Raw genomic sequence first — 19288 nt, 5'->3', positions numbered from 1 at the left:
GTGGTCGCTTGAGGGCTACCTGCTAGCGATCTTGACGGACCAACCAGTGCTGCGCGACTGCCCGAGCACGGGCATCTGCCTGCAGCACGGAATCCAGCGTTTCGACAGCAGTCGCCGCTTCGCGGTTCAGCACTTCGTCGATGATACTCGCGATCTCGGTGAAGCGGATGCGACGATCGAGGAATGCCGCCACAGCCACCTCGTTCGCAGCGTTAAGCATGGCCGGGGCGCTTCCGCCCTCCTCCGCCGCCTGGCGAGCCAGCCGCAAGCAAGGAAAGCGCTCTTCGTCCGGGGTCTGGAAGTCCAGGCGAGCCACGGAGAACAGATCGAGCGGCGATACACCGGAATCAATGCGCTCCGGCCAAGCCAAGGCGTGGGCGATGGGGGTGCGCATATCCGGATTACCGAGCTGCGCCAACACCGAGCCGTCCACATAATCCACCAGGGAGTGGATCACGCTCTGCGGATGAATCACGACCTCCACTTGGGCCGGGCTGGCATCGAACAGCCAGCAGGCCTCGATCAGTTCCAGCCCCTTGTTCATCATGCTGGCCGAGTCCACGGAAATCTTGCGCCCCATGGACCAATTGGGATGAGCACAGGCCTGCTCCGGCGAAACGTCCGACAGCCGCTCCAGCGGCATTTCACGGAAGGGACCACCAGATGCAGTCAGCAGAATACGACGCACGCCGACAGGTGCGAGCCCACGCGCATAATCCTGCGGCAGGCACTGGAAGATCGCGTTGTGCTCGCTGTCGATCGGAAGGAGCACGGCACCACTCTTGCGCACCGCTTGCATGAACAAGGCGCCGGACATCACCAGCGCCTCCTTGTTGGCCAGCAACACCCGCTTGCCTGCCTCGACCGCCGCGAGAGTCGGCTTGAGACCTGCAGCACCAACAATGGCGGCCATCACAGCATCCGCCTGCGGGTGCGCGGCAACTTCGCAAAGCCCTTTTTCGCCCACTAGAACGCGAGTTTGCAAACCGGCCGCCAACAGGCCGCCCTGAAGGTGCCGGGCTGCATCAGCATCCGGCACTACGGCGAACTCGGGACGATGACGCAGACACAAGGTTTCCAACTCACCCAGACGGCTGAAGCCACTGAGGGCGAAAGCCCGGTATCGGCCGGGGTGACGACCGATGACATCCAGGGTGCTGAGACCGATGGAGCCGGTGGCCCCCAGCACGGTAATGCGTTGCGGCTGACTCACAGCGCACCCCAGCCGGCGGCCCATAGCAGCGCAGCGAAAAGCGGAATGGCCGCCGTCAGACTATCGATTCGGTCCAGCACACCGCCGTGGCCCGGCAACAGATTGCTGCTGTCCTTGATGCCGGACTGGCGCTTGAACATGCTCTCGGTCAAGTCACCCACCACTGAAATCAGTACCACCAGGGCCGCCCCCGCCAGGGCGAGCAGCAGCTCTGAACCCGCCCAGCCGCGGTAGAAACCGACACCAGCAGTAATCAGCAGGCTGGCCAGCAGCCCTCCTATCAGGCCTTCCCAGCTCTTGCCAGGACTTACCTGAGGGGCCAGCTTGCGCTTGCCGAAGGCCTTGCCGGAAAAATAAGCACCGATATCGGCCGCCCAGACCAGCACCATCACGGCCAGGATCAGCCAATTGGCCAGCGGCCACTGCTTGAACAGCACCAGGCCTTGCCAGGCTGGCAACAGGATCAGCAGGCCAATCACCAGCTTTCCAGGCGTACCGCCCCAGTAGCGACTGGTTTCGGGATAGCCCAGCACAAAGACAGTCGCCGCTCCCCACCAGAGCACACCCAACACCAGGACCAGGGGGGCCAGGTCCGGCACGAGATAGAGCCCATACAGCAGCGCCGCCACGAGCATGCCGTAGGCGATGCGCAGGAGTTGAGGCGAAAAGCCCGCCAGGCGTGCCCACTCCCAACCGCCGAGGCTTACCACGGCGCCGATGAACAGGGCGAAGGCGCCGCCATCCAGCCAGAAGAAGCCTGCAAGGGCGATCGGCAACAACACCAGGGCGGTGATGACGCGTTGTTTCAGCATTTGGCTCGGGCCTCGGCTTCTAGCTGCTCGCTGGTCTTGCCGAAGCGACGCTGTCGCTTGGCAAAGTCTGCCAGCGCCTTGCGCATGGCTTCGTGCTTGAAGTCAGGCCAGAAGAGATCGGAGAAATACAGCTCGGCATAGGCGAGCTGCCACAGCAGGAAGTTGCTGATGCGATGCTCGCCACCGGTACGAATGCACAGATCGGGCAGCGGCAGGTCGCCGGTAACCAGGCAACTTTGCAGCAACTGAGGGGAAATATCGTCGACCTGCAGGTGGCCAGCCTGGACCTCACGAGCCAGGCGCTGTGCGGCCTGGGTGATGTCCCACTGTCCGCCGTAGTTGGCGGCGACCTGAAGGACGAACTTCTGATGGCTGGAGGTCAACTGCTCAACCTCGCGCATGGCGGCCTGCAGCTCCGGGTGGAAGCGCGAACGATCGCCGATGATGCGCAAACGAATATCGTTCTGGTCCAGGCGCCGAGCCTCACGGCGCAACGCCCCCAGGAACAACTCCATCAAGGCGCCGACCTCGTCAGCCGGGCGCTGCCAGTTCTCACTGGAGAAGGCGAACAGGGTGAGCACTTCGACGCCAGCCTCAGCGCACACCTCGATCACCGCCCGGACTGCATCCACGCCAGCCTTATGGCCGGCGACGCCGGGCAGCAGGCGCTTCTTCGCCCAACGGTTGTTACCGTCCATGATGATCGCCACATGCCGTGGCACCGCGGGGTGCGCGCCTTGCTGGAATTTGTCCATGACGATTCCGGGCGTCAGACGGCCATCAGGTCTTTTTCTTTGTTTTCCAGAGCCTTGTCGACATCACCAACGAACTTGTCGGTCAGCTTCTGGACGTCATCGGCGGCACGACGCTCGTCGTCTTCACTGATTTCCTTTTCCTTGACCAGGTCCTTCAGCTGCGCAAGCGCATCACGGCGGATGTTGCGCACGGCAACACGGGCGTTTTCAGCTTCAGCACGCGCCTGCTTGGTGTAGCCCTTGCGAGTTTCCTCGGTCAGGGCGGGCATCGGCACGCGAATGGTGGTACCTGCGGTGGCCGGGTTCAGACCCAGGTCAGAGGTCATGATGGCCTTTTCCACAGCCTGGATCATGCTCTTGTCGAACACGGTCAGGGCCAGGGTGCGGGAGTCCTCCGCGATCACGTTGGCAACCTGGCGCAGGGGAGTGTCAGTACCGTAGTAAGACACCATCACGCTATCCAGAATGCTCGGGTGCGCACGCCCGGTGCGGATCTTGGCGAAAGCATGATCCAGCGATTCCAGGGTTTTCTTCATGCGCTCCTGCGCTTCTTGCTTGATCTCGTTGATCACTTTTCGCCCTCCTCGATCAGGGTTCCTTCGGCGCCGCCAACCACGATGTTCAGCAGGGCACCCGGTTTATTCATATTGAAGACCCGCAGCGGCATCTTCTGATCACGACACAGACAGATGGCCGTGAGGTCCATGACACCCAGCTTGCGATCCAGCACCTCGTCATAGGTCAGGTGCTCGAATTTCTCGGCATTGGGGTCCTTGAACGGGTCGGCAGTGTACACGCCATCGACCTTGGTGGCTTTCAGCACCACGTCCGCATCCACTTCGATGGCGCGCAGGCAGGCGGCCGAGTCGGTGGTGAAGAACGGGTTGCCGGTACCGGCGGAGAAAATCACCACTTCGCCAGAAGCCAGGTGGCGCATGGCCTTGCGGCGATCGTAGTGATCGGTCACGCCAACCATGGAAATGGCCGACATCACGATGGCGGGGATGTTGGAACGCTCAAGCGCGTCGCGCATGGCCAGGGCGTTCATCACGGTGGCCAGCATACCCATGTGGTCGCCAGTTACCCGATCCATGCCGGCGGCGCTCAGGGCCGCACCACGGAACAGGTTGCCGCCGCCGATCACTAGGCCGACCTGGACGCCGATACCGACCAACTGGCCGATTTCCAGCGCCATGCGATCGAGGACTTTCGGATCGATACCGAACTCCTCGGAGCCCATAAGGGCCTCACCGCTGAGTTTGAGCAGAATGCGTTTATAGCGAGGTTGGCGACCACTCACCTGCTGAGCCATTGCGTATCTCTCCTGCGGCGCTATTTGAATTCGCGGACCTCGAAAGGCCCTGTGTACTGGCGAGTCCTGAGACTGCGCAATCGGCGGTTGGTGCCTGATGACCGAAGCCCGCCGCGGAAACCGCCCCGAAATGATTCCCCAGTTTGACGAAGAGGCCGCACGCGTTAGCGGGCAGCCTCTTGCGGGGCGACAGCCGAGGCCGTCTTACTGCTTGGTAGCAGCGACTTGGGCAGCTACTTCGGCAGCGAAGTCTACTTCGACTTTCTCGATGCCTTCGCCCACTTCGTAGCGAACGAAGGAAACGATCTCAGCACCGGCTTTCTTGGCCAGGTCGCCGACCTTGATTTCCGGATCCTTGACGAAAGGCTGCTCGACCAGACTGGCTTCGGCCAGGAACTTGGCGATACGACCCTTGACCATGTTCTCGACAATGTTTTCCGGCTTGCCGGCGATCTTGTCGGCGTTCAGGGCCAGGAAGATTTCCTTTTCCTTGGCAACAGCTTCTTCGGAAACCTGGGTCGAGTTCAGGAACTGCGGGTTGCTGGCAGCCACGTGCATGGCGATGTCCTTGGCCAGTTCCGGGTTGCCGCCTTTCAGGTTCACGACTACACCGATGCGGTGACCGTGCAGGTAAGCACCTACTACATCGCCTTCAACGCGGGTCAGGCGACGGATGTTGACGTTCTCACCGGTCTTAGCAACCAGGGCCAGACGGGCTTCTTCGCGGGATTCGACCAGCGGAGCAGCGTCGGTCAGCTTCTCGTTGAAAGCCTGATCCAGGGAAGCGGCGACGAAGGACTTGAAGTCGTCCTGCAGGGCCAGGAAGTCGGTCTGGGAGTTGACTTCAATGATGACGGCAACCTTGTTGTCGTCAGCCACTTTGACAGCGATGGCGCCTTCGGCGGCGATGTTGCCAGCCTTCTTGGCAGCCTTGATGGCGCCAGCGGCGCGCATGTCGTCGATGGCCTTCTCGATGTCGCCTTCAGCGGCGGTCAGGGCCTTCTTGCAATCCATCATGCCCAGGCCGGTACGCTCGCGCAGTTCTTTAACCAGGGCTGCAGTAATCTCTGCCATGTCGCAATCCTCTTGAATAGGTTTTCAACCATTCAGCCCAGAGATCCGGGCATTCACAATTCGGAGGTGGCAAAAAGGGGGCCTAGCCCCCTTCTTGCGCACCGGGTAACGCTAGACGGCTGTCAACTCAGCCTTCTGCGGCCTCGGAAGCAGCTTCTTCGACGAACTCGTCAGGGCCACCAACGGCATTCTGACGGCCGCGGATTACAGCATCAGCAACGCTGGCCAGGTACAGCTGAACGGCGCGGATGGCGTCGTCGTTACCCGGGATGACGTAGTCAACGCCTTCCGGGCTGCTGTTGGTATCGACAATGCCGATAACCGGGATGCCCAGTTTGTTAGCTTCGCTGATGGCGATGCGCTCGTGGTCAACGTCGATCACGAACAGAGCGTCCGGCAGGCCACCCATCTCCTTGATACCACCCAGGCTGCGCTCGAGCTTCTCGAGGTCGCGGGTGCGCATCAGGGCTTCTTTCTTGGTCAGCTTGGCGAAGGTGCCGTCCTGGGACTGGGTTTCCAGCTCGCGCAGGCGCTTGATGGACTGACGGATGGTCTTGTAGTTGGTCAGCATGCCGCCCAGCCAACGGTGATCGACGTACGGGGAGCCGCAACGAGCAGCTTCTTCGCGAACGATCTTGCCAGCGGAACGCTTGGTGCCGACGAACAGAACCTTGTTCTTGCCTGCAGCCAGTTTCTCAACGAAGGACAGGGCCTCGTTGAACATCGGCAGGGTTTTTTCAAGGTTGATGATGTGGATCTTGTTACGCGCGCCGAAAATGTACTTGCCCATTTTCGGGTTCCAGTAACGGGTCTGGTGGCCGAAGTGCACACCGGCCTTCAGCATATCGCGCATATTGACTTGGGACATTTCTATTCCTCGATAAGTCGGGTTAGGCCTCCACGTATCCCAATATCCAACCCTTTCGGGCACCCAGGAGATCGTGTCGATACGTGTGTGGGTTTGTGCTTTCGGACAGTACGCCCGTAAAGCGGCGCGTTTTATAGCACAAAAAGCAGACCCAGGCTACTGGAACGATACGCCGCAAAACAGGCTGCTTCCTGCTAGCCGCTTATGGCTTGCGGCTTGAAGCTGTTAATATCAAGCCTTTTCCGTTTGCGCCCGAGACCCAATATGACCGTCACCATCAAGACGTCCGCAGAAATCGAGAAAATGCGCGTTGCCGGCCGCCTGGCCGCCGAAGTGCTGGAGATGATCGGCGAGCATGTCAAACCCGGCGTGACCACCGAGGAACTGGATCGTATCTGCCACGACTACATCGTCAATGTGCAGCAGGCCATCCCCGCCCCCCTCAACTACAAGGGCTTCCCCAAGTCGATCTGCACCTCGGTCAACCATGTAGTGTGCCATGGCATCCCCAACGAGAAGCCGCTGAAGGATGGCGACATCCTCAATATCGACATCACCGTCATCAAGGATGGCTACCACGGCGACACCAGCAAGATGTTCCTGGTGGGCAAGGCGCCGGAGTGGGCCGACAAGCTCTGCCGCGTAACCCAGGAATGTATGTACAAGGGCATCCAGTTGGTGAAGCCCGGTGCGCGTCTGGGGGATATCGGCGAAGTGATCCAGAAGCATGCCGAGAAGCTCGGTTACTCGGTGGTCCGTGAATATTGCGGCCATGGCATCGGCGCGGTGTTCCACGAAGAGCCTCAGGTCCTGCACTACGGCCGCGCCGGCACCGGCATGGAGCTCAAGGAAGGCATGACCTTCACCATCGAGCCGATGATCAACCAGGGCCGCCCGGAAACCCGCCTGCTGGGTGACGGCTGGACCGCCATCACCAAGGACCGCAAGCTTTCCGCCCAGTGGGAGCACACCGTCCTGGTGACTGCCGATGGCTACGAGATCCTCACGCTGCGCAGCGACGATACGCTGGCGCGCACATCGCCCTGATCACCGACTTATATAAGGAAAGCCGCCCCATGCCGCAGGTGGATCCCGAGTTGTTCGACCGCGGGCAGTTCCAGGCGGAACTGGCCTTGAAGTCCAGCCCCATCGCTGCCTTCAAGAAAGCCATACGCCAGGCCCGTGAAGTGCTCGACAACCGTTTCACCCACGGTCGCGACATCCGTCGCCTGGTGGAGGACCGTGCCTGGTTCGTCGACCAGATCCTGCGGGCGGCATGGGAGCGCTTCGATTGGAGCGAGGACGCCGACATCGCCTTGCTGGCGGTCGGCGGCTACGGGCGCGGCGAGCTGCACCCCTTTTCCGACATCGACTTGCTGATCCTGCTGGACAGCGCTGACCACGAAGTTTTCCGCGAGCCCATCGAAGGCTTCCTTACCCTGCTCTGGGACATCGGCCTGGAAGTCGGCCAGAGCGTACGCTCGGTAGCCGAGTGCGCCGAAGAGGCCCGCGCCGACCTGACGGTGGTCACCAACCTGATGGAAAGCCGCACCATCGCTGGCCCGGAGCATCTTCGCCAGCGCATGCTGGCGGTCACCAGCCCCGAGCAGATGTGGCCGAGCAAGCACTTCTTCCTCGCCAAGCGCAACGAGCAAAAGGCACGTCACGCCAAGTACAACGACACCGAATACAACCTGGAACCCAATGTGAAGGGCTCCCCAGGCGGCCTGCGCGATATCCAGACGATTCTCTGGGTCGCCCGCCGCCAGTTCGGTAGCCTCAACCTGCACGGCCTGGTGCAACAGGGTTTTCTGGTGGAAAGCGAATGCAGCATGCTCGCCTCCAGCCAAGAGTTCCTCTGGAAGGTGCGCTACGCGCTGCACATGCTGGCCGGCCGCGCCGAAGACCGTCTGCTGTTCGACCACCAGCGCAAGATCGCTGCCCTGCTCGGCTTTGAAGACGGTGACGACAAGCTCGGCATCGAGCGTTTCATGCAGAAGTACTACCGGGTGGTGATGGGGGTTTCCGAACTCAGCGACCTGATCAACCAGCATTTCGAGGAAGTCATACTCCGCGCTGGCGAAACCGGCCAGGCGCAGCCGCTGAACAGCCGCTTCCAACTGCGCGACGGCTACATCGAGGTGACCCATCCCAACGTCTTCAAGCGCACCCCCTTCGCCATGCTGGAAATCTTCGTGCTGATGGCCCAGCACCCGGAGATAAAGGGCGTGCGCGCGGATACCATCCGCCTGCTGCGGGATAGCCGTCACCTGATCGACGACGATTTCCGCAAGGATATCCGCAACACCAGCCTGTTCATCGAGCTGTTCAAGTCTGTCCAAGGCATCCACCGCAACCTGCGGCGGATGAACCGCTACGGCATTCTTGGCCTGTACCTGCCGGAGTTCGGCCAGATAATCGGGCAGATGCAGCACGACCTTTTCCACATTTATACGGTGGACGCCCACACCCTCAATCTGATCAAGCACTTGCGCAAGCTGAAGTGGCCGGAGCTGGCGGAGAAATTCCCCCTGGCCAGCAAGCTCATCGACAAGCTCCCCAAGCCTGAGCTGATCTACCTCGCCGGGCTCTACCATGACATCGGCAAGGGCCGCGGCGGTGACCACTCCGAGCTGGGCGCAGTGGATGCCGAGATCTTTTGCGCCCGCCACCATCTCCCGGTATGGGATTCGCGCCTGGTGGCCTGGCTGGTGCAGCACCATCTGGTGATGTCCACCACGGCCCAGCGCAAGGATCTCTCCGACCCGCAGGTGATCTACGACTTCGCCCGCCTGGTGGGCGACCAGACCCGTCTGGACTACCTCTACGTACTTACCGTGGCCGACATCAACGCCACCAACCCGAGCCTGTGGAACTCCTGGCGCGCCAGCCTGCTGCGTCAGCTCTACACCGAGACCAAGCGTGCATTGCGCCGCGGCCTGGAGAATCCGCTGGAGCGCGAAGAGCAGATCCGCCAGACCCAGTCCGCCGCCATCGACATCCTGGTACGCAACGGTATCGACCAGGACGAGGCCGAGCAGCTCTGGTCGCAACTGGGCGATGACTATTTCCTGCGCCACACCGCCAATGACGTGGCCTGGCACACCGAGGCCATCCTCCAGCACCCGGCCGGCAACGATCCTCTGGTATTGATCAAGGAAACCGCCCAGCGCGAGTTCGAGGGCGCCACTCAGATATTCATCTACGCACCGGACCAGCACGACTTCTTCGCTGTGACCGTGGCCGCCATGTCGCAGTTGAACCTGAACATTCACGACGCGCGGATCATCACCTCCACCAGCCAGTTCACCCTCGACACCTACATCGTGCTAGATGCCGATGGCGGGCGGATCGGCGAGAACCCGGCGCGCATCCGCGAAATCCGCGAAGGCCTGATCGACGCCCTGAAGAATCCGGACGAGTACCCAGCCATCATCCAGCGCCGCGTCCCGCGCCAGCTCAAGCATTTCGCCTTCCCGCCGCAGGTGACCATCTCCAATGACGCCCAGCGCCCGGTAACCATCCTCGAATTGACTGCCCCCGACCGCCCCGGCCTGCTGGCGCGTATCGGGCGCATCTTCCTGGAGTTCGACCTTTCGCTGCAGAACGCCAAGATCGCCACGCTGGGCGAGCGGGTCGAAGACGTCTTCTTCATCACAGACGCCAACAACCAGCCGCTTTCCGACCCCGAGTTCTGCCTGCGGCTCCAAGAGGCCATCGTCTCCCAGTTGTCCCAAGCCAACGGACAGAGCCTGGACCCGACGCGGATAAGCATCTGAACCCGTAGGGTGCAATAAGGCCGTAGGCCGGATTGCACCGTTTCACCCACGACCTCCCTGTTGACGCCCTACAACCATGAACGAAGCCCTGAACCACCTGCAGCCCTACCCCTTCGAGAAACTCCGCGCCCTGCTGGCCGGCGCCCAGCCACCGGCCCAGAAGAAGGCCATCGCCCTGTCCATCGGCGAGCCCAAGCACCGTTCCCCGGCGTTCGTCGCCGAGGCCTTGTCGGCCAATCTGGAGCAGTTGGCGGTCTACCCCACCACCCTGGGTATCCCGGCCCTGCGCGAGGCCATCGCCCACTGGTGCGAGCGACGCTTCAAGGTCCCGGCCGGCTGGCTCGACGCCGCCCGCCACGTACTGCCGGTGAACGGTACCCGCGAAGCGCTGTTCGCCTTCACTCAGGCAGTGGTGAACCGCGCCGACAACGGCCTGGTGGTCAGCCCGAACCCCTTCTATCAAATCTACGAAGGCGCAGCCCTGCTGGCCGGCGCCGAGCCCCACTACCTGCCGTGCCTGGCGGAAAACGGCTTCAACCCGGACTTCGATGCCGTCCCAGCGGACATCTGGCAACGCTGCCAGATCCTCTTCCTCTGCTCTCCGGGCAACCCCACTGGCGCGCTGATCCCGTTGGATACCCTGAAGAAGCTGATCGCCCTGGCCGACGAACATGACTTCGTGATCGCCGCCGACGAGTGCTACAGCGAGCTTTACTTCGACGAACAGAACCCGCCGGCCGGCCTGCTCACCGCCTGCGCCGAACTGGGCCGCTCGGATTTTGCGCGCTGCGTGGTCTTCCACAGCCTGTCCAAGCGTTCCAACCTGCCCGGTCTGCGCTCCGGCTTCGTCGCCGGCGACGCCGACATCCTCAAGTCCTTCCTGCTGTACCGCACCTACCACGGCTGTGCCATGCCGGTGCAGACCCAGTTGGCCAGCGTCGCCGCCTGGAACGACGAAGTTCATGTACGCGCCAACCGTGCCCTGTACCGCGAGAAATTCGACGCAATGCTGGATATCCTTGGTCCGGTCCTCGACGTGCAGCGCCCGGACGGCGGCTTCTACCTCTGGCCGAAGACCCCGGTCGACGACGAAACCTTTACCCGTGAACTGTTCGCCCGCGAGCACGTCACCGTGGTACCCGGTTCCTACCTGTCGCGCGCCGTCGACGGCTTCAACCCTGGCGCCGGCCGGGTGCGCATGGCCCTGGTGGCCCCGCTGGCCGAGTGCGTCGAAGCTGGCGAACGCATCCGCAACTTCATCAAGGGCTTGTGAGACTCAAGGGAAAGACACCATGAGCATCACCCTCTACGGCATCAAGGCTTGCGACACCATGAAGAAAGCCCGAACCTGGCTCGAAGAGCAGGGCGTGAGCTACAGCTTCCATGACTACAAGGCCTCGGCCATCGACCGCGCCAACCTGGAGAAATGGTGCGCCGAGCACGGTTGGGAAACCGTCCTGAACCGCGCCGGCACCACCTTCCGCAAACTGGATGACGCCCAGAAGGCCGACCTGGACCAGGACAAGGCCATCGCCCTGATGCTGGCCCAGCCGTCGATGATCAAGCGCCCAGTGCTCGACCTGGGTACCCGTACCTTGGTCGGCTTCAAGCCGGACCTCTACACCGCCGCCTTCAAGTAACCATGACTACCGCCCAGGCGTTCATCCCACTTGCCAGCCGTGCGCCGGAACCTGCGTACACGGCTATGCGCAACGCCTGATCACCCCCCTTCAGCAAGAGGAATCCTCATGTCCAACGCACTCTTCAGCATCGCCTTCGGCGTCGGCACCCAGAACCGCCAGGGCAACTGGCTCGAAGTCTTTTATGCCCAGCCCCTGCTCAAGCCCTCGGAGCAATTGGTAGCTGCCGTCGCCCCAGTGATCGGCTACAACGCCGGTAACCAGGCCATCGCCATCAGCAATGCCCAGGCCACCCAGCTGGCCACCGCCCTGAAGGACATCGACGCCACCCAGGCCGCGCTGCTGACCCGCCTGGCCGAGAGCCAGAAGCCGCTGGTCGTCACCCTGCTGGCCGAAGACGCCGCACTGACTTCCACGCCTGAGGCCTACCTCAAGCTGCACCTGCTGTCCCACCGCCTGGCCAAGCCCCATGGCCTGAACCTGACCGGCATCTTCCCGCTGCTGCCAAACGTGGCCTGGACCAGCCAGGGCGCCGTCGACCTGGCCGAACTGGCCGGGCGCCAGCTGGAATCCCGCCTGAAGGGCGAACTGCTGGAAGTTTTCTCCGTGGACAAGTTCCCGAAAATGACCGACTACGTGGTTCCGGCCGGCGTCCGCATCGCCGATACCGCCCGTGTGCGCCTGGGCGCCTACGTGGGTGAAGGCACCACTGTGATGCACGAAGGCTTCATCAACTTCAACGCCGGCACCGAAGGCCCTGGCATGATCGAAGGCCGCGTTTCCGCGGGCGTCTTCGTCGGCAAGGGCTCGGACCTTGGCGGCGGTTGCTCCACCATGGGCACCCTGTCCGGCGGCGGCAACATCGTCATCTCCGTAGGTGAAGGCTGCTTGATCGGCGCCAACGCCGGCATCGGCATCCCGCTGGGCGACCGCAACATCGTCGAAGCTGGCCTGTACATCACAGCCGGCACCAAAGTGGCCCTGCTGGACGACCAGAATCAACTGGTGAAGGTGGTCAAGGCTCGCGACCTCGCTGGCCAACCGGACCTGCTGTTCCGCCGCAACTCGCAGAACGGCGCGGTCGAGTGCAAGACCAACAAGACCGCGATCGAGCTGAACGAAGCCCTCCACGCTCATAACTGAAACTAAGCTTGAAGCTGGAGGCCCGAAGCAGATTGGCTTCCAGCTTCCCTTCCCGCCTCCAGCGTCCAAGCGTGCCATGTCCCTGACCTCTCCCTGGCGTTCCGACTTCCCTGCCCTTTCGGCCCTCGCGACCGAGGGACAGACCTACCTCGACAGCGCCGCGACCGCACAAAAGCCCCAGGCTGTACTGGACGCCCTGCTCGGCTATTACGCCAGCGGCGCCGCCAATGTGCATCGAGCCCAGCATCTGCCAGGCGAGCGCGCCACCCGAGCCTTCGAAGGCACCCGCACCCATGTGGCGCACTGGTTGAATGCGGCGAGCCCGGCGGAAATTATCTTCACCCGTGGCACCACGGAAGCCATCAATCTTCTGGCCTATGGCCTGGAACATCTTTTCCACCCCGGCGACGAGATCGTTGTCAGCGCCCTGGAACACCACGCCAACCTGCTGCCCTGGCAGCAACTGGCACTGCGCAAACAGCTCAAACTGGTTGTACTGCCGCTGGACGACCGAGGCCGAATCGACCTGGAGCAGGCGCGCGCGCTGATCGGTCCGCGCACCCGTCTTGTGGCGGTGAGCCAGCTCTCCAACGTCCTCGGCCGCTGGCAACCGCTGACCGAGCTGCTGCCCTTGGCGCGCAGCCAGGGTGCCCTGACCGTAGTGGACGGTGCCCAGGGCGCAGTCCATGGCCGCCACGACGTCCAGGCGCTCGGGTGCGATTTCTACGCGCTCTCCAGCCACAAACTCTATGGCCCGGACGGCGTCGGTGTGCTCTACGGCCGAAGTGACGCGCTGGCACGCCTGAAACACTGGCAGTTCGGTGGCGAAATGGTGCATACCGCCACCTACCAGACGGCCGACTTTCACGGCGCCCCCCTGGGCTTCGAGGCCGGCACCCCGGCCATCGCCTCGGTAATCGGCCTGGGTGCCGCGCTGGAGTACCTGAACAGCCTGGACGCCGCCGCCATCGCCGGCCACGAGGCTGCCCTGCACGCCAAACTGCTGGCCGGACTGGCCGCCCGAGACGGCGTACGCCTGCTGGGTGAACCTCAGCTGGCCCTGGCCAGTTTCACCCTCGAGGGTGTGCATAACGCCGACCTGGCCCACCTGCTGACCGAGCAGGGCATTGCCGTGCGTGCTGGCCATCACTGCGCGATGCCGCTGATGCAGAACCTCGGCCTGCAGGGCGCCATACGCGCCTCTCTGGGCCTCTATAACGACGGCGAAGATCTGGAGCGCTTCTTCAGCGCCCTGGACAAAGCCCTGGAACTGCTGCGATGAGCCTGCCGGCCAAAGCACAGGAAGCTCTGGACACCTTCACCGCTGCGGGTGGCTGGGAACAGCGCGCGCGCCTGCTCATGCAATGGGGCGAGCGACTGGAGGCCCTGACCGACGCCGAGCGCAGCGACGCCAACCGGGTGCATGGCTGCGAAAGCCAGGTCTGGCTGGTGGGAGAGATGCGCGATGGCCATTGGCACTTCCGCGCTGCCAGTGATGCTCGGCTGATCCGAGGCCTGCTGGCGGTGCTCCTGGCGCGGGTCGAGGGCCTTGCGGCCGAAAAACTGGCGACTGTCGACCTGACGGACTGGTTCAACCAACTGGGGCTGGGGCGCCAGCTATCGCCCTCCCGTAGCAACGGCCTGAATGCCGTGCTCAAGAAAATGCGCGAGATGGCCCTGTAAGGGCGAATTCATTCGCCTAGCGGGACACCGTCCCGCCGATGGGTATCGCTTCGCTCGCGGAACTCACGATCCGTCCTAAGAATCAGGATGCGTTTCGTTCCGACGGCCTACGCGCTCCGGCCACCAACTTATCCACAGCCCTTGCCGCCGCCACCATGCCGAAAGTGGCGGTCACCATCATCACCGCGCCAAACCCTCCGGCGCAGTCCAGCTTCACGCCTTCGCCGACGAAACTCTTCTGCTGGCACACCGAACCGTCCGGCTTGGGGTAACGCAGCTGCTCGGTGGAGAACACGCAGGGCACGCTGTAGGTGCGTCCTGGCGTGCGGGAGAAGTTGTAGTCGCGGCGCAGTGTGGAGCGCACCTTGGCCGCGAGGGGGTCGTTGAAGGTCTTGTTCAGATCAGCGACCTGGATCTGGGTCGGGTCGACCTGGCCGCCGGCACCGCCGGTGGTGACAATCTGGATCTTGCGCCGCTTGCACCAGGCAATCAGCGCCGCCTTGGCCGCCACGCTATCAATGCAGTCGATCACCGCGTCCATCTCCGAGGTGATGGACTCGGCCATGGTCTCGCGGGTGACGAAGTCGGCTACGGCATGAACCACGCAAGCCGGGTTGATGGCACGAATGCGCTCGGCCATTACATCCACCTTGGCCTTGCCCACGGCACCTTCGATGGCATGCACCTGGCGGTTGGTATTGGTGATGCAGACGTCGTCCAGGTCGAACAGGGATATTTCCCCCACCCCGGAGCGCGCCAGGGCCTCGGCCGCCCAGGAACCCACACCGCCGATGCCGACCACGGCCACATGGGCCGCCTGCAACCGGGCAAGCCCTTCCAGGCCATAAAGCCGGGCAATACCGCCGAAACGCTCGTCTGTACTCATGCCAATCACTCCCATCGCCAACCTTCGGGCGGGCGCGCATTATAGGAAGCGCGATCCCTCGGCCCAAGTCCATCGCCGCTGAATGGTGGCCCATAGATTCGGTCACGGTCCGCCAGGGCTATAGTCGCCCGATAACGACAAGGGAGCCGGTCATGCGCAATTTCACCTTCTACAACCCCACCCGCATCCACTTCGGAGAAGGCCAGATATCCAAACTGACGCGCGATGTTCCGGCCGGCAGCCGGGTGCTGGTCACTCACGGTGGCGGCAGCATCTTCCAGAACGGCGTCTGGCAGCAGGTGGAAGAAGCACTGGCAGGCCATCAACTGACCCGATTCGGCGGCATCGAGGCCAATCCGCAGTTCGACACGCTGGTCAAGGCCGCCCAGTTGGCCAGGACCGAGCAGTGCGACTTCATCGTCGCCGTGGGGGGCGGCTCGGTGATCGATGGCAGCAAGTTCATCGCCGCCGCTGCCTGCCATGACGGCGACCCGCTGGAACTGCTCAGCGGTAAGCGCATCACCGCCGCCCTGCCCATGGGTTGCGTCCTGACGCTGGCCGCCACGGGTTCCGAAAGCAACCCTCACGGCGTGGTCACCCATGTCGCCCGCCAGGAGAAGCTGCCCTTCTCCAGTGCCCTGCTCTACCCGCGCTTCGCCATCCTCGACCCGCGCACCACCTTCAGCTTGCCTGCACGGCAGATCGGCAATGGCGTGGTGGATGCCTTCGTCCACACCATCGAGCAGTACCTGACCTACCCCGCCGACGCCCCCCTGCAGGACCGTTACGCCGAAGGCCTGCTGCTGACCCTGATAGAAGAAGGCCCGAAGGCACTGGCCAACCCCGAGGACTATGCCGTGCGCGCCAACCTGATGTGGTGCGCCACCCAGGCCCTGAATGGCCTGCTCGGCTGCGGCGTGCCGCAGGATTGGTCGACCCACATGATCGGCCACGAACTGACCGCCCTCTACCACATCGACCACGCCCAGACCCTGGCCGTGGTGTTGCCCGCACTGCTGGCAGAGCGCCGCCAGGTCAAGCGCGAAAAGCTGCTGCAATACGCGACCCGCGTCTGGGGCCTTAAGGAAGGGGACGAAGAGCAACGCATCGATGCCGCGATCCAGGCCACCCGCGACTTCTTCAAACGCATGGGCGTGCCCACCCGCCTGTCTGAACACGGCCTGGACGCCGATGTGATCCCCCAGGTGCTGGCACAACTGGAGCGCCACGGCATGACCGCCCTGAGCGAGCGCCGCGACCTCGATCTGGAGGTCAGCGAACGCATTCTGCTCAGGGCGCTGTGAGGCTGACCTGGAACGATCCGAAGCGGCTTTTTGCCACATCGCCCGAACTTCTGGGGCCTCTGGCAAACAAACGAACGGTCGGAGACAGCCATCTGGCTCTCCGGCTGGTTGCAATCTATACAGCTGTTGGGCGCCGGGGTAGGATTCGCGCCGACCAGCAACCCGCTGGCCCTACCCTAGTTCCAAGCTTCGGAACCCTTGACCTCTATGCCATCGCGTAAATTTGGACTCAACCTGGTGGTCTTCGTGGCAGTTGCCGCGTTGTTCACCGGTATCTGGGCACTTTACAACCGCCCGGTCACCGCGCCGGATTGGCCGGAACAGATCTCCGGCTACTCTTTCTCGCCCTTCCGCGCGGATCAGAACCCTCAGCAAAACCGTTACCCCAACGACGAGCAAATCCGTCAGGACCTCGAGCTGCTGAGCAAGCAGACCGACAACATCCGGACCTACTCGGTCGACGGCACCCTGGCGGACATCCCTCGCCTGGCCGAGGAATTCGGCCTGCGGGTGACCCTGGGCGTCTGGATCAGCCCGGATGAAGAGCGCAACGAGCGCGAGATCGCCAAGGCCATCGAAATCGCCAACTCCTCCCGCAGCGTCGTTCGCGTGGTCGTAGGCAACGAAGCCCTGTTCCGCCGCGAGATCAGCCGCAAGGACCTGATGGTCTACCTGGACCGCGTGCGCGCAGCCGTTAAAGTGCCGGTAACCACGTCCGAACAGTGGCATATCTGGCTGAAATACCCGGAACTGGCCAAACACGTGGACCTGGTTGCGGCCCACGTGCTGCCGTACTGGGAATTCGTGCCGATGGAGGACTCCACCGAGTTCGTCCTGGAACGCGCCAAGGACCTGAAGAAGGCCTTCCCGAAAAAGCCCCTGCTCCTCTCGGAAGTGGGTTGGCCGAGCAACGGCCGCATGCGCGGCGGTGCCGATGCCTCCCAGGCCGACCAGGCCATCTACTTGCGCACCCTGGTCAACGCCCTGAACGCCAAGGGCTACAACTACTTCGTGATCGAAGCCTTCGACCAGCCGTGGAAGGCCAGTGACGAGGGGGCGGTGGGTGCCTATTGGGGCGTCTACAATCTGGAGCGCCAGCCGAAATTCGCCTTCGAAGGCCCGGTGATTGCGATCCCCCAATGGCGCATGCTCGCGGTGGCCTCGGTAGTCATGGCACTACTGGCCCTGGCCCTGATGCTGATCGACGGAAGTGCCCTGCGCCAGCGCGGCCGTACCTTCCTGACCTTCGTCGCCTTCGCCGGCGGCTCGGTACTGGTCTGGATCGCCTACGACTACAGCCAGCAATACAGCACCTGGTTCAGCCTGACTGTCGGCCTGTTACTCGGTGTCGGCGCGCTCGGCGTGTTCATCGTGCTGCTGACCGAGGCCCACGAGCTGGCCGAAGCCGTCTGGGTACGCAAGCGCCGGCGTCCGTTCCTGCCGGTACTGGCCGACAGCGCATACCGCCCGAAAGTCTCGGTGCATGTGCCCTGCTACAACGAACCGCCGGAGATGGTCAAACAGACCCTCGACGCCCTGGCCAATCTCGACTATCCGGACTACGAAGTCCTGATCATCGACAACAACACCAAGGACCCTGCCGTCTGGGAGCCGGTGCGCGACTATTGCGAACAGCTGGGCCCGCGCTTCAAGTTCTTCCACGTTGCCCCGCTGGAAGGCTTCAAGGGTGGTGCGCTGAACTACATCCTGCCGTACACCGCACCGGACGCCGAAGTCGTCGCGGTGATCGACTCCGACTACTGTGTCGACCGCAACTGGCTGAAGTACATGGTTCCGCACTTCGCCGACCCGGATATCGCCGTGGTGCAGTCACCGCAAGACTATCGCGACGGTAACGAGAACACCTTCAAGAAGCTCTGCTACGCGGAGTACAAGGGCTTCTTCCACATCGGCATGGTCACCCGCAACGACCGCAATGCCATCATCCAGCACGGCACCATGACCATGATCCGTCGCAGCGTGATGGACGAGCTGAAATGGGCCGACTGGACCATTTGCGAAGACGCCGAACTGGGTCTGCGTGTGTTCAAGAGCGGATATGCCGCGGCCTACGCGCACGAGAGCTTTGGCCGTGGACTGATGCCGGACACCTTCATCGACTACAAGAAGCAGCGTTTCCGTTGGGCCTACGGCGCCATCCAGATCATGAAGGGCCACGCCCGCAGCCTGTTCCTGGGCCAGGACTCCAAGCTCAAGCAAGGACAGCGCTACCACTTCATTGCAGGCTGGCTGCCCTGGGTCGCCGATGGCCTGAACATCTTCTTCACCATCGGTGCCTTGCTCTGGTCCGCGGCGATGATCATCGTGCCGCAACGGGTCGACCCGCCACTGCTGATCTTCGCCATCCCGCCGCTGGCGCTGTTCTTCTTCAAGGTGGGCAAGATCGTGTTCCTCTACCAGCGCGCGGTGGGAGTCAACCTGAAGGACGCCTTCTGCGCCGCGGTGGCGGGGCTCGCGCTTTCGCACACCATCGCCAAGGCCGTGCTCTATGGTTTCTTCACCAAGAGCATTCCGTTCTTCCGCACGCCGAAGATGCGGACCAACCACGGGCTGCTGATGGCCCTGGCCGAAGCCCGCGAGGAGGTCTTCGTGATGCTGCTGCTCTGGGGCGCGGCCATTGGCATCGCCATCGTCCAGGGCATGCCCAGTCCGGATGTGAAATTCTGGGTGGCCATGCTGCTGGTACAGTCACTGCCCTACCTGGCGGCGCTGATCATGGCCCTGCTCTCCTCCCTGCCAAAGGGCCAGGAGGAGCAGGAAGAAGAAGTCGCTACTGCCTGATAGCAAGCGAAACCCTT

General features: G+C 62.9%; 17 protein-coding genes. 9 read left to right on the top strand and 8 right to left on the bottom strand.

Features of this window, described 5'->3' with window-relative positions; translation table 11 throughout:
- Positions 1-22: 22 nt before the first annotated feature.
- From ispC to rpsB, 7 genes are all read right to left on the bottom strand, one after another.
- Positions 23-1213: a 1-deoxy-D-xylulose-5-phosphate reductoisomerase gene (gene ispC, locus AAHM40_RS01585; RefSeq protein ID WP_342243134.1), complete on the bottom strand. Its 1191-nt coding sequence runs from the start codon at positions 1211-1213 to the stop codon at positions 23-25.
- Positions 1210-2025, bottom strand: coding sequence for a phosphatidate cytidylyltransferase (locus AAHM40_RS01580; RefSeq protein ID WP_342243133.1), 816 nt, complete (start codon positions 2023-2025; stop codon positions 1210-1212). The genes ispC and AAHM40_RS01580 overlap by 4 nt, the downstream gene beginning before the upstream one ends.
- Positions 2019-2780 carry a polyprenyl diphosphate synthase gene (gene uppS, locus AAHM40_RS01575; RefSeq protein ID WP_342243132.1) on the bottom strand — a complete coding sequence of 254 codons (762 nt, stop codon included), beginning with the start codon at positions 2778-2780 and terminating at the stop codon, positions 2019-2021. Before uppS ends, AAHM40_RS01580 begins: the two co-directional genes overlap by 7 nt.
- Before the next feature lie 14 nt (positions 2781-2794).
- Positions 2795-3352: a ribosome recycling factor gene (gene frr / locus AAHM40_RS01570; RefSeq protein WP_028627445.1), complete on the bottom strand. Its 558-nt coding sequence runs from the start codon at positions 3350-3352 to the stop codon at positions 2795-2797.
- Positions 3349-4092 (bottom strand): UMP kinase, encoded by a 744-nt coding sequence (gene pyrH / locus AAHM40_RS01565; RefSeq protein ID WP_028627444.1) that lies wholly within the window; start codon positions 4090-4092, stop codon positions 3349-3351. Before pyrH ends, frr begins: the two co-directional genes overlap by 4 nt.
- Before the next feature lie 204 nt (positions 4093-4296).
- The gene (gene tsf / locus AAHM40_RS01560; RefSeq protein ID WP_028627443.1) at positions 4297-5166 is read right to left on the bottom strand and encodes a translation elongation factor Ts; all 870 of its coding nucleotides are present in this window, start codon (positions 5164-5166) and stop codon (positions 4297-4299) included.
- A 127-nt stretch (positions 5167-5293) separates the two neighbouring features.
- Positions 5294-6034 carry a 30S ribosomal protein S2 gene (rpsB, locus tag AAHM40_RS01555; RefSeq protein ID WP_280286057.1) on the bottom strand — a complete coding sequence of 247 codons (741 nt, stop codon included), beginning with the start codon at positions 6032-6034 and terminating at the stop codon, positions 5294-5296.
- 264 nt (positions 6035-6298) lie between these two features.
- Here rpsB and map point away from each other — a divergent pair, with 264 nt between their 5' ends.
- From map to AAHM40_RS01520, 7 genes are all read left to right on the top strand, one after another.
- Complete coding sequence (gene map / locus AAHM40_RS01550; RefSeq protein ID WP_342243131.1) at positions 6299-7081, top strand: type I methionyl aminopeptidase; 783 nt, start codon at positions 6299-6301, stop codon at positions 7079-7081.
- Between the two features lie 29 nt (positions 7082-7110).
- Positions 7111-9813, top strand: coding sequence for a [protein-PII] uridylyltransferase (locus tag AAHM40_RS01545; protein ID WP_342243130.1), 2703 nt, complete (start codon positions 7111-7113; stop codon positions 9811-9813).
- 76 nt (positions 9814-9889) lie between these two features.
- A complete protein-coding gene (dapC, locus tag AAHM40_RS01540; RefSeq protein ID WP_342243129.1) occupies positions 9890-11086 on the top strand; it encodes a succinyldiaminopimelate transaminase in 1197 nt (398 codons plus the stop codon).
- A gap of 19 nt (positions 11087-11105) precedes the next feature.
- Positions 11106-11453 carry an ArsC family reductase gene (locus AAHM40_RS01535; RefSeq protein WP_342243128.1) on the top strand — a complete coding sequence of 116 codons (348 nt, stop codon included), beginning with the start codon at positions 11106-11108 and terminating at the stop codon, positions 11451-11453.
- 108 nt (positions 11454-11561) lie between these two features.
- Positions 11562-12596: a 2,3,4,5-tetrahydropyridine-2,6-dicarboxylate N-succinyltransferase gene (gene dapD / locus AAHM40_RS01530; RefSeq protein ID WP_342243127.1), complete on the top strand. Its 1035-nt coding sequence runs from the start codon at positions 11562-11564 to the stop codon at positions 12594-12596.
- Positions 12597-12672: 76 nt separating this feature from the next.
- Positions 12673-13878 carry an aminotransferase class V-fold PLP-dependent enzyme gene (locus tag AAHM40_RS01525; RefSeq protein ID WP_342243126.1) on the top strand — a complete coding sequence of 402 codons (1206 nt, stop codon included), beginning with the start codon at positions 12673-12675 and terminating at the stop codon, positions 13876-13878.
- On the top strand, positions 13875-14279 hold the full coding sequence (locus AAHM40_RS01520) for a SufE family protein (RefSeq protein WP_342243125.1): 405 nt from the start codon (positions 13875-13877) through the stop codon (positions 14277-14279). The genes AAHM40_RS01525 and AAHM40_RS01520 overlap by 4 nt, the downstream gene beginning before the upstream one ends.
- Positions 14280-14361: 82 nt before the next feature.
- Here the strand turns inward: AAHM40_RS01520 and tcdA are convergent, their stop codons facing one another.
- The gene (tcdA, locus tag AAHM40_RS01515) at positions 14362-15165 is read right to left on the bottom strand and encodes a tRNA cyclic N6-threonylcarbamoyladenosine(37) synthase TcdA (protein ID WP_342243124.1); all 804 of its coding nucleotides are present in this window, start codon (positions 15163-15165) and stop codon (positions 14362-14364) included.
- A gap of 152 nt (positions 15166-15317) precedes the next feature.
- On the opposite strand from tcdA, the gene AAHM40_RS01510 reads away from it, so the two are divergent.
- Together AAHM40_RS01510 and AAHM40_RS01505 are read left to right on the top strand one after the other, a co-directional pair.
- Complete coding sequence (locus tag AAHM40_RS01510; RefSeq protein WP_342243123.1) at positions 15318-16469, top strand: iron-containing alcohol dehydrogenase; 1152 nt, start codon at positions 15318-15320, stop codon at positions 16467-16469.
- A 207-nt stretch (positions 16470-16676) separates the two neighbouring features.
- Positions 16677-19271 carry a glycosyltransferase gene (locus tag AAHM40_RS01505; protein WP_342243122.1) on the top strand — a complete coding sequence of 865 codons (2595 nt, stop codon included), beginning with the start codon at positions 16677-16679 and terminating at the stop codon, positions 19269-19271.
- Positions 19272-19288 lie beyond the last annotated feature (17 nt).

The organism is Pseudomonas sp. OTU5201 (assembly GCF_038440135.1).
GTDB classification, from domain to species: domain Bacteria; phylum Pseudomonadota; class Gammaproteobacteria; order Pseudomonadales; family Pseudomonadaceae; genus Metapseudomonas; species Metapseudomonas resinovorans.
This window is presented reverse-complemented; position numbering and strand designations above follow the sequence as displayed.

Excerpts from the sequence above, each read along its gene's own strand:
- tsf (WP_028627443.1), bottom strand. The coding sequence starts at position 5,166 with ATGGCAGAGATTACTGCAGCCCTGGTTAAAGAACTGCGCGAGCGTACC.
- AAHM40_RS01525 (WP_342243126.1), top strand. The coding sequence starts at position 12,673 with ATGTCCCTGACCTCTCCCTGGCGTTCCGACTTCCCTGCCCTTTCGGCC.
- pyrH (WP_028627444.1), bottom strand. The coding sequence starts at position 4,092 with ATGGCTCAGCAGGTGAGTGGTCGCCAACCTCGCTATAAACGCATTCTG.
- map (WP_342243131.1), top strand. The coding sequence starts at position 6,299 with ATGACCGTCACCATCAAGACGTCCGCAGAAATCGAGAAAATGCGCGTT.
- AAHM40_RS01505 (WP_342243122.1), top strand. The coding sequence starts at position 16,677 with ATGCCATCGCGTAAATTTGGACTCAACCTGGTGGTCTTCGTGGCAGTT.
- dapC (WP_342243129.1), top strand. The coding sequence starts at position 9,890 with ATGAACGAAGCCCTGAACCACCTGCAGCCCTACCCCTTCGAGAAACTC.
- tcdA (WP_342243124.1), bottom strand. The coding sequence starts at position 15,165 with ATGAGTACAGACGAGCGTTTCGGCGGTATTGCCCGGCTTTATGGCCTG.
- AAHM40_RS01520 (WP_342243125.1), top strand. The coding sequence starts at position 13,875 with ATGAGCCTGCCGGCCAAAGCACAGGAAGCTCTGGACACCTTCACCGCT.
- uppS (WP_342243132.1), bottom strand. The coding sequence starts at position 2,780 with ATGGACAAATTCCAGCAAGGCGCGCACCCCGCGGTGCCACGGCATGTG.
- AAHM40_RS01535 (WP_342243128.1), top strand. The coding sequence starts at position 11,106 with ATGAGCATCACCCTCTACGGCATCAAGGCTTGCGACACCATGAAGAAA.
- AAHM40_RS01580 (WP_342243133.1), bottom strand. The coding sequence starts at position 2,025 with ATGCTGAAACAACGCGTCATCACCGCCCTGGTGTTGTTGCCGATCGCC.
- dapD (WP_342243127.1), top strand. The coding sequence starts at position 11,562 with ATGTCCAACGCACTCTTCAGCATCGCCTTCGGCGTCGGCACCCAGAAC.
- rpsB (WP_280286057.1), bottom strand. The coding sequence starts at position 6,034 with ATGTCCCAAGTCAATATGCGCGATATGCTGAAGGCCGGTGTGCACTTC.
- AAHM40_RS01545 (WP_342243130.1), top strand. The coding sequence starts at position 7,111 with ATGCCGCAGGTGGATCCCGAGTTGTTCGACCGCGGGCAGTTCCAGGCG.
- AAHM40_RS01510 (WP_342243123.1), top strand. The coding sequence starts at position 15,318 with ATGCGCAATTTCACCTTCTACAACCCCACCCGCATCCACTTCGGAGAA.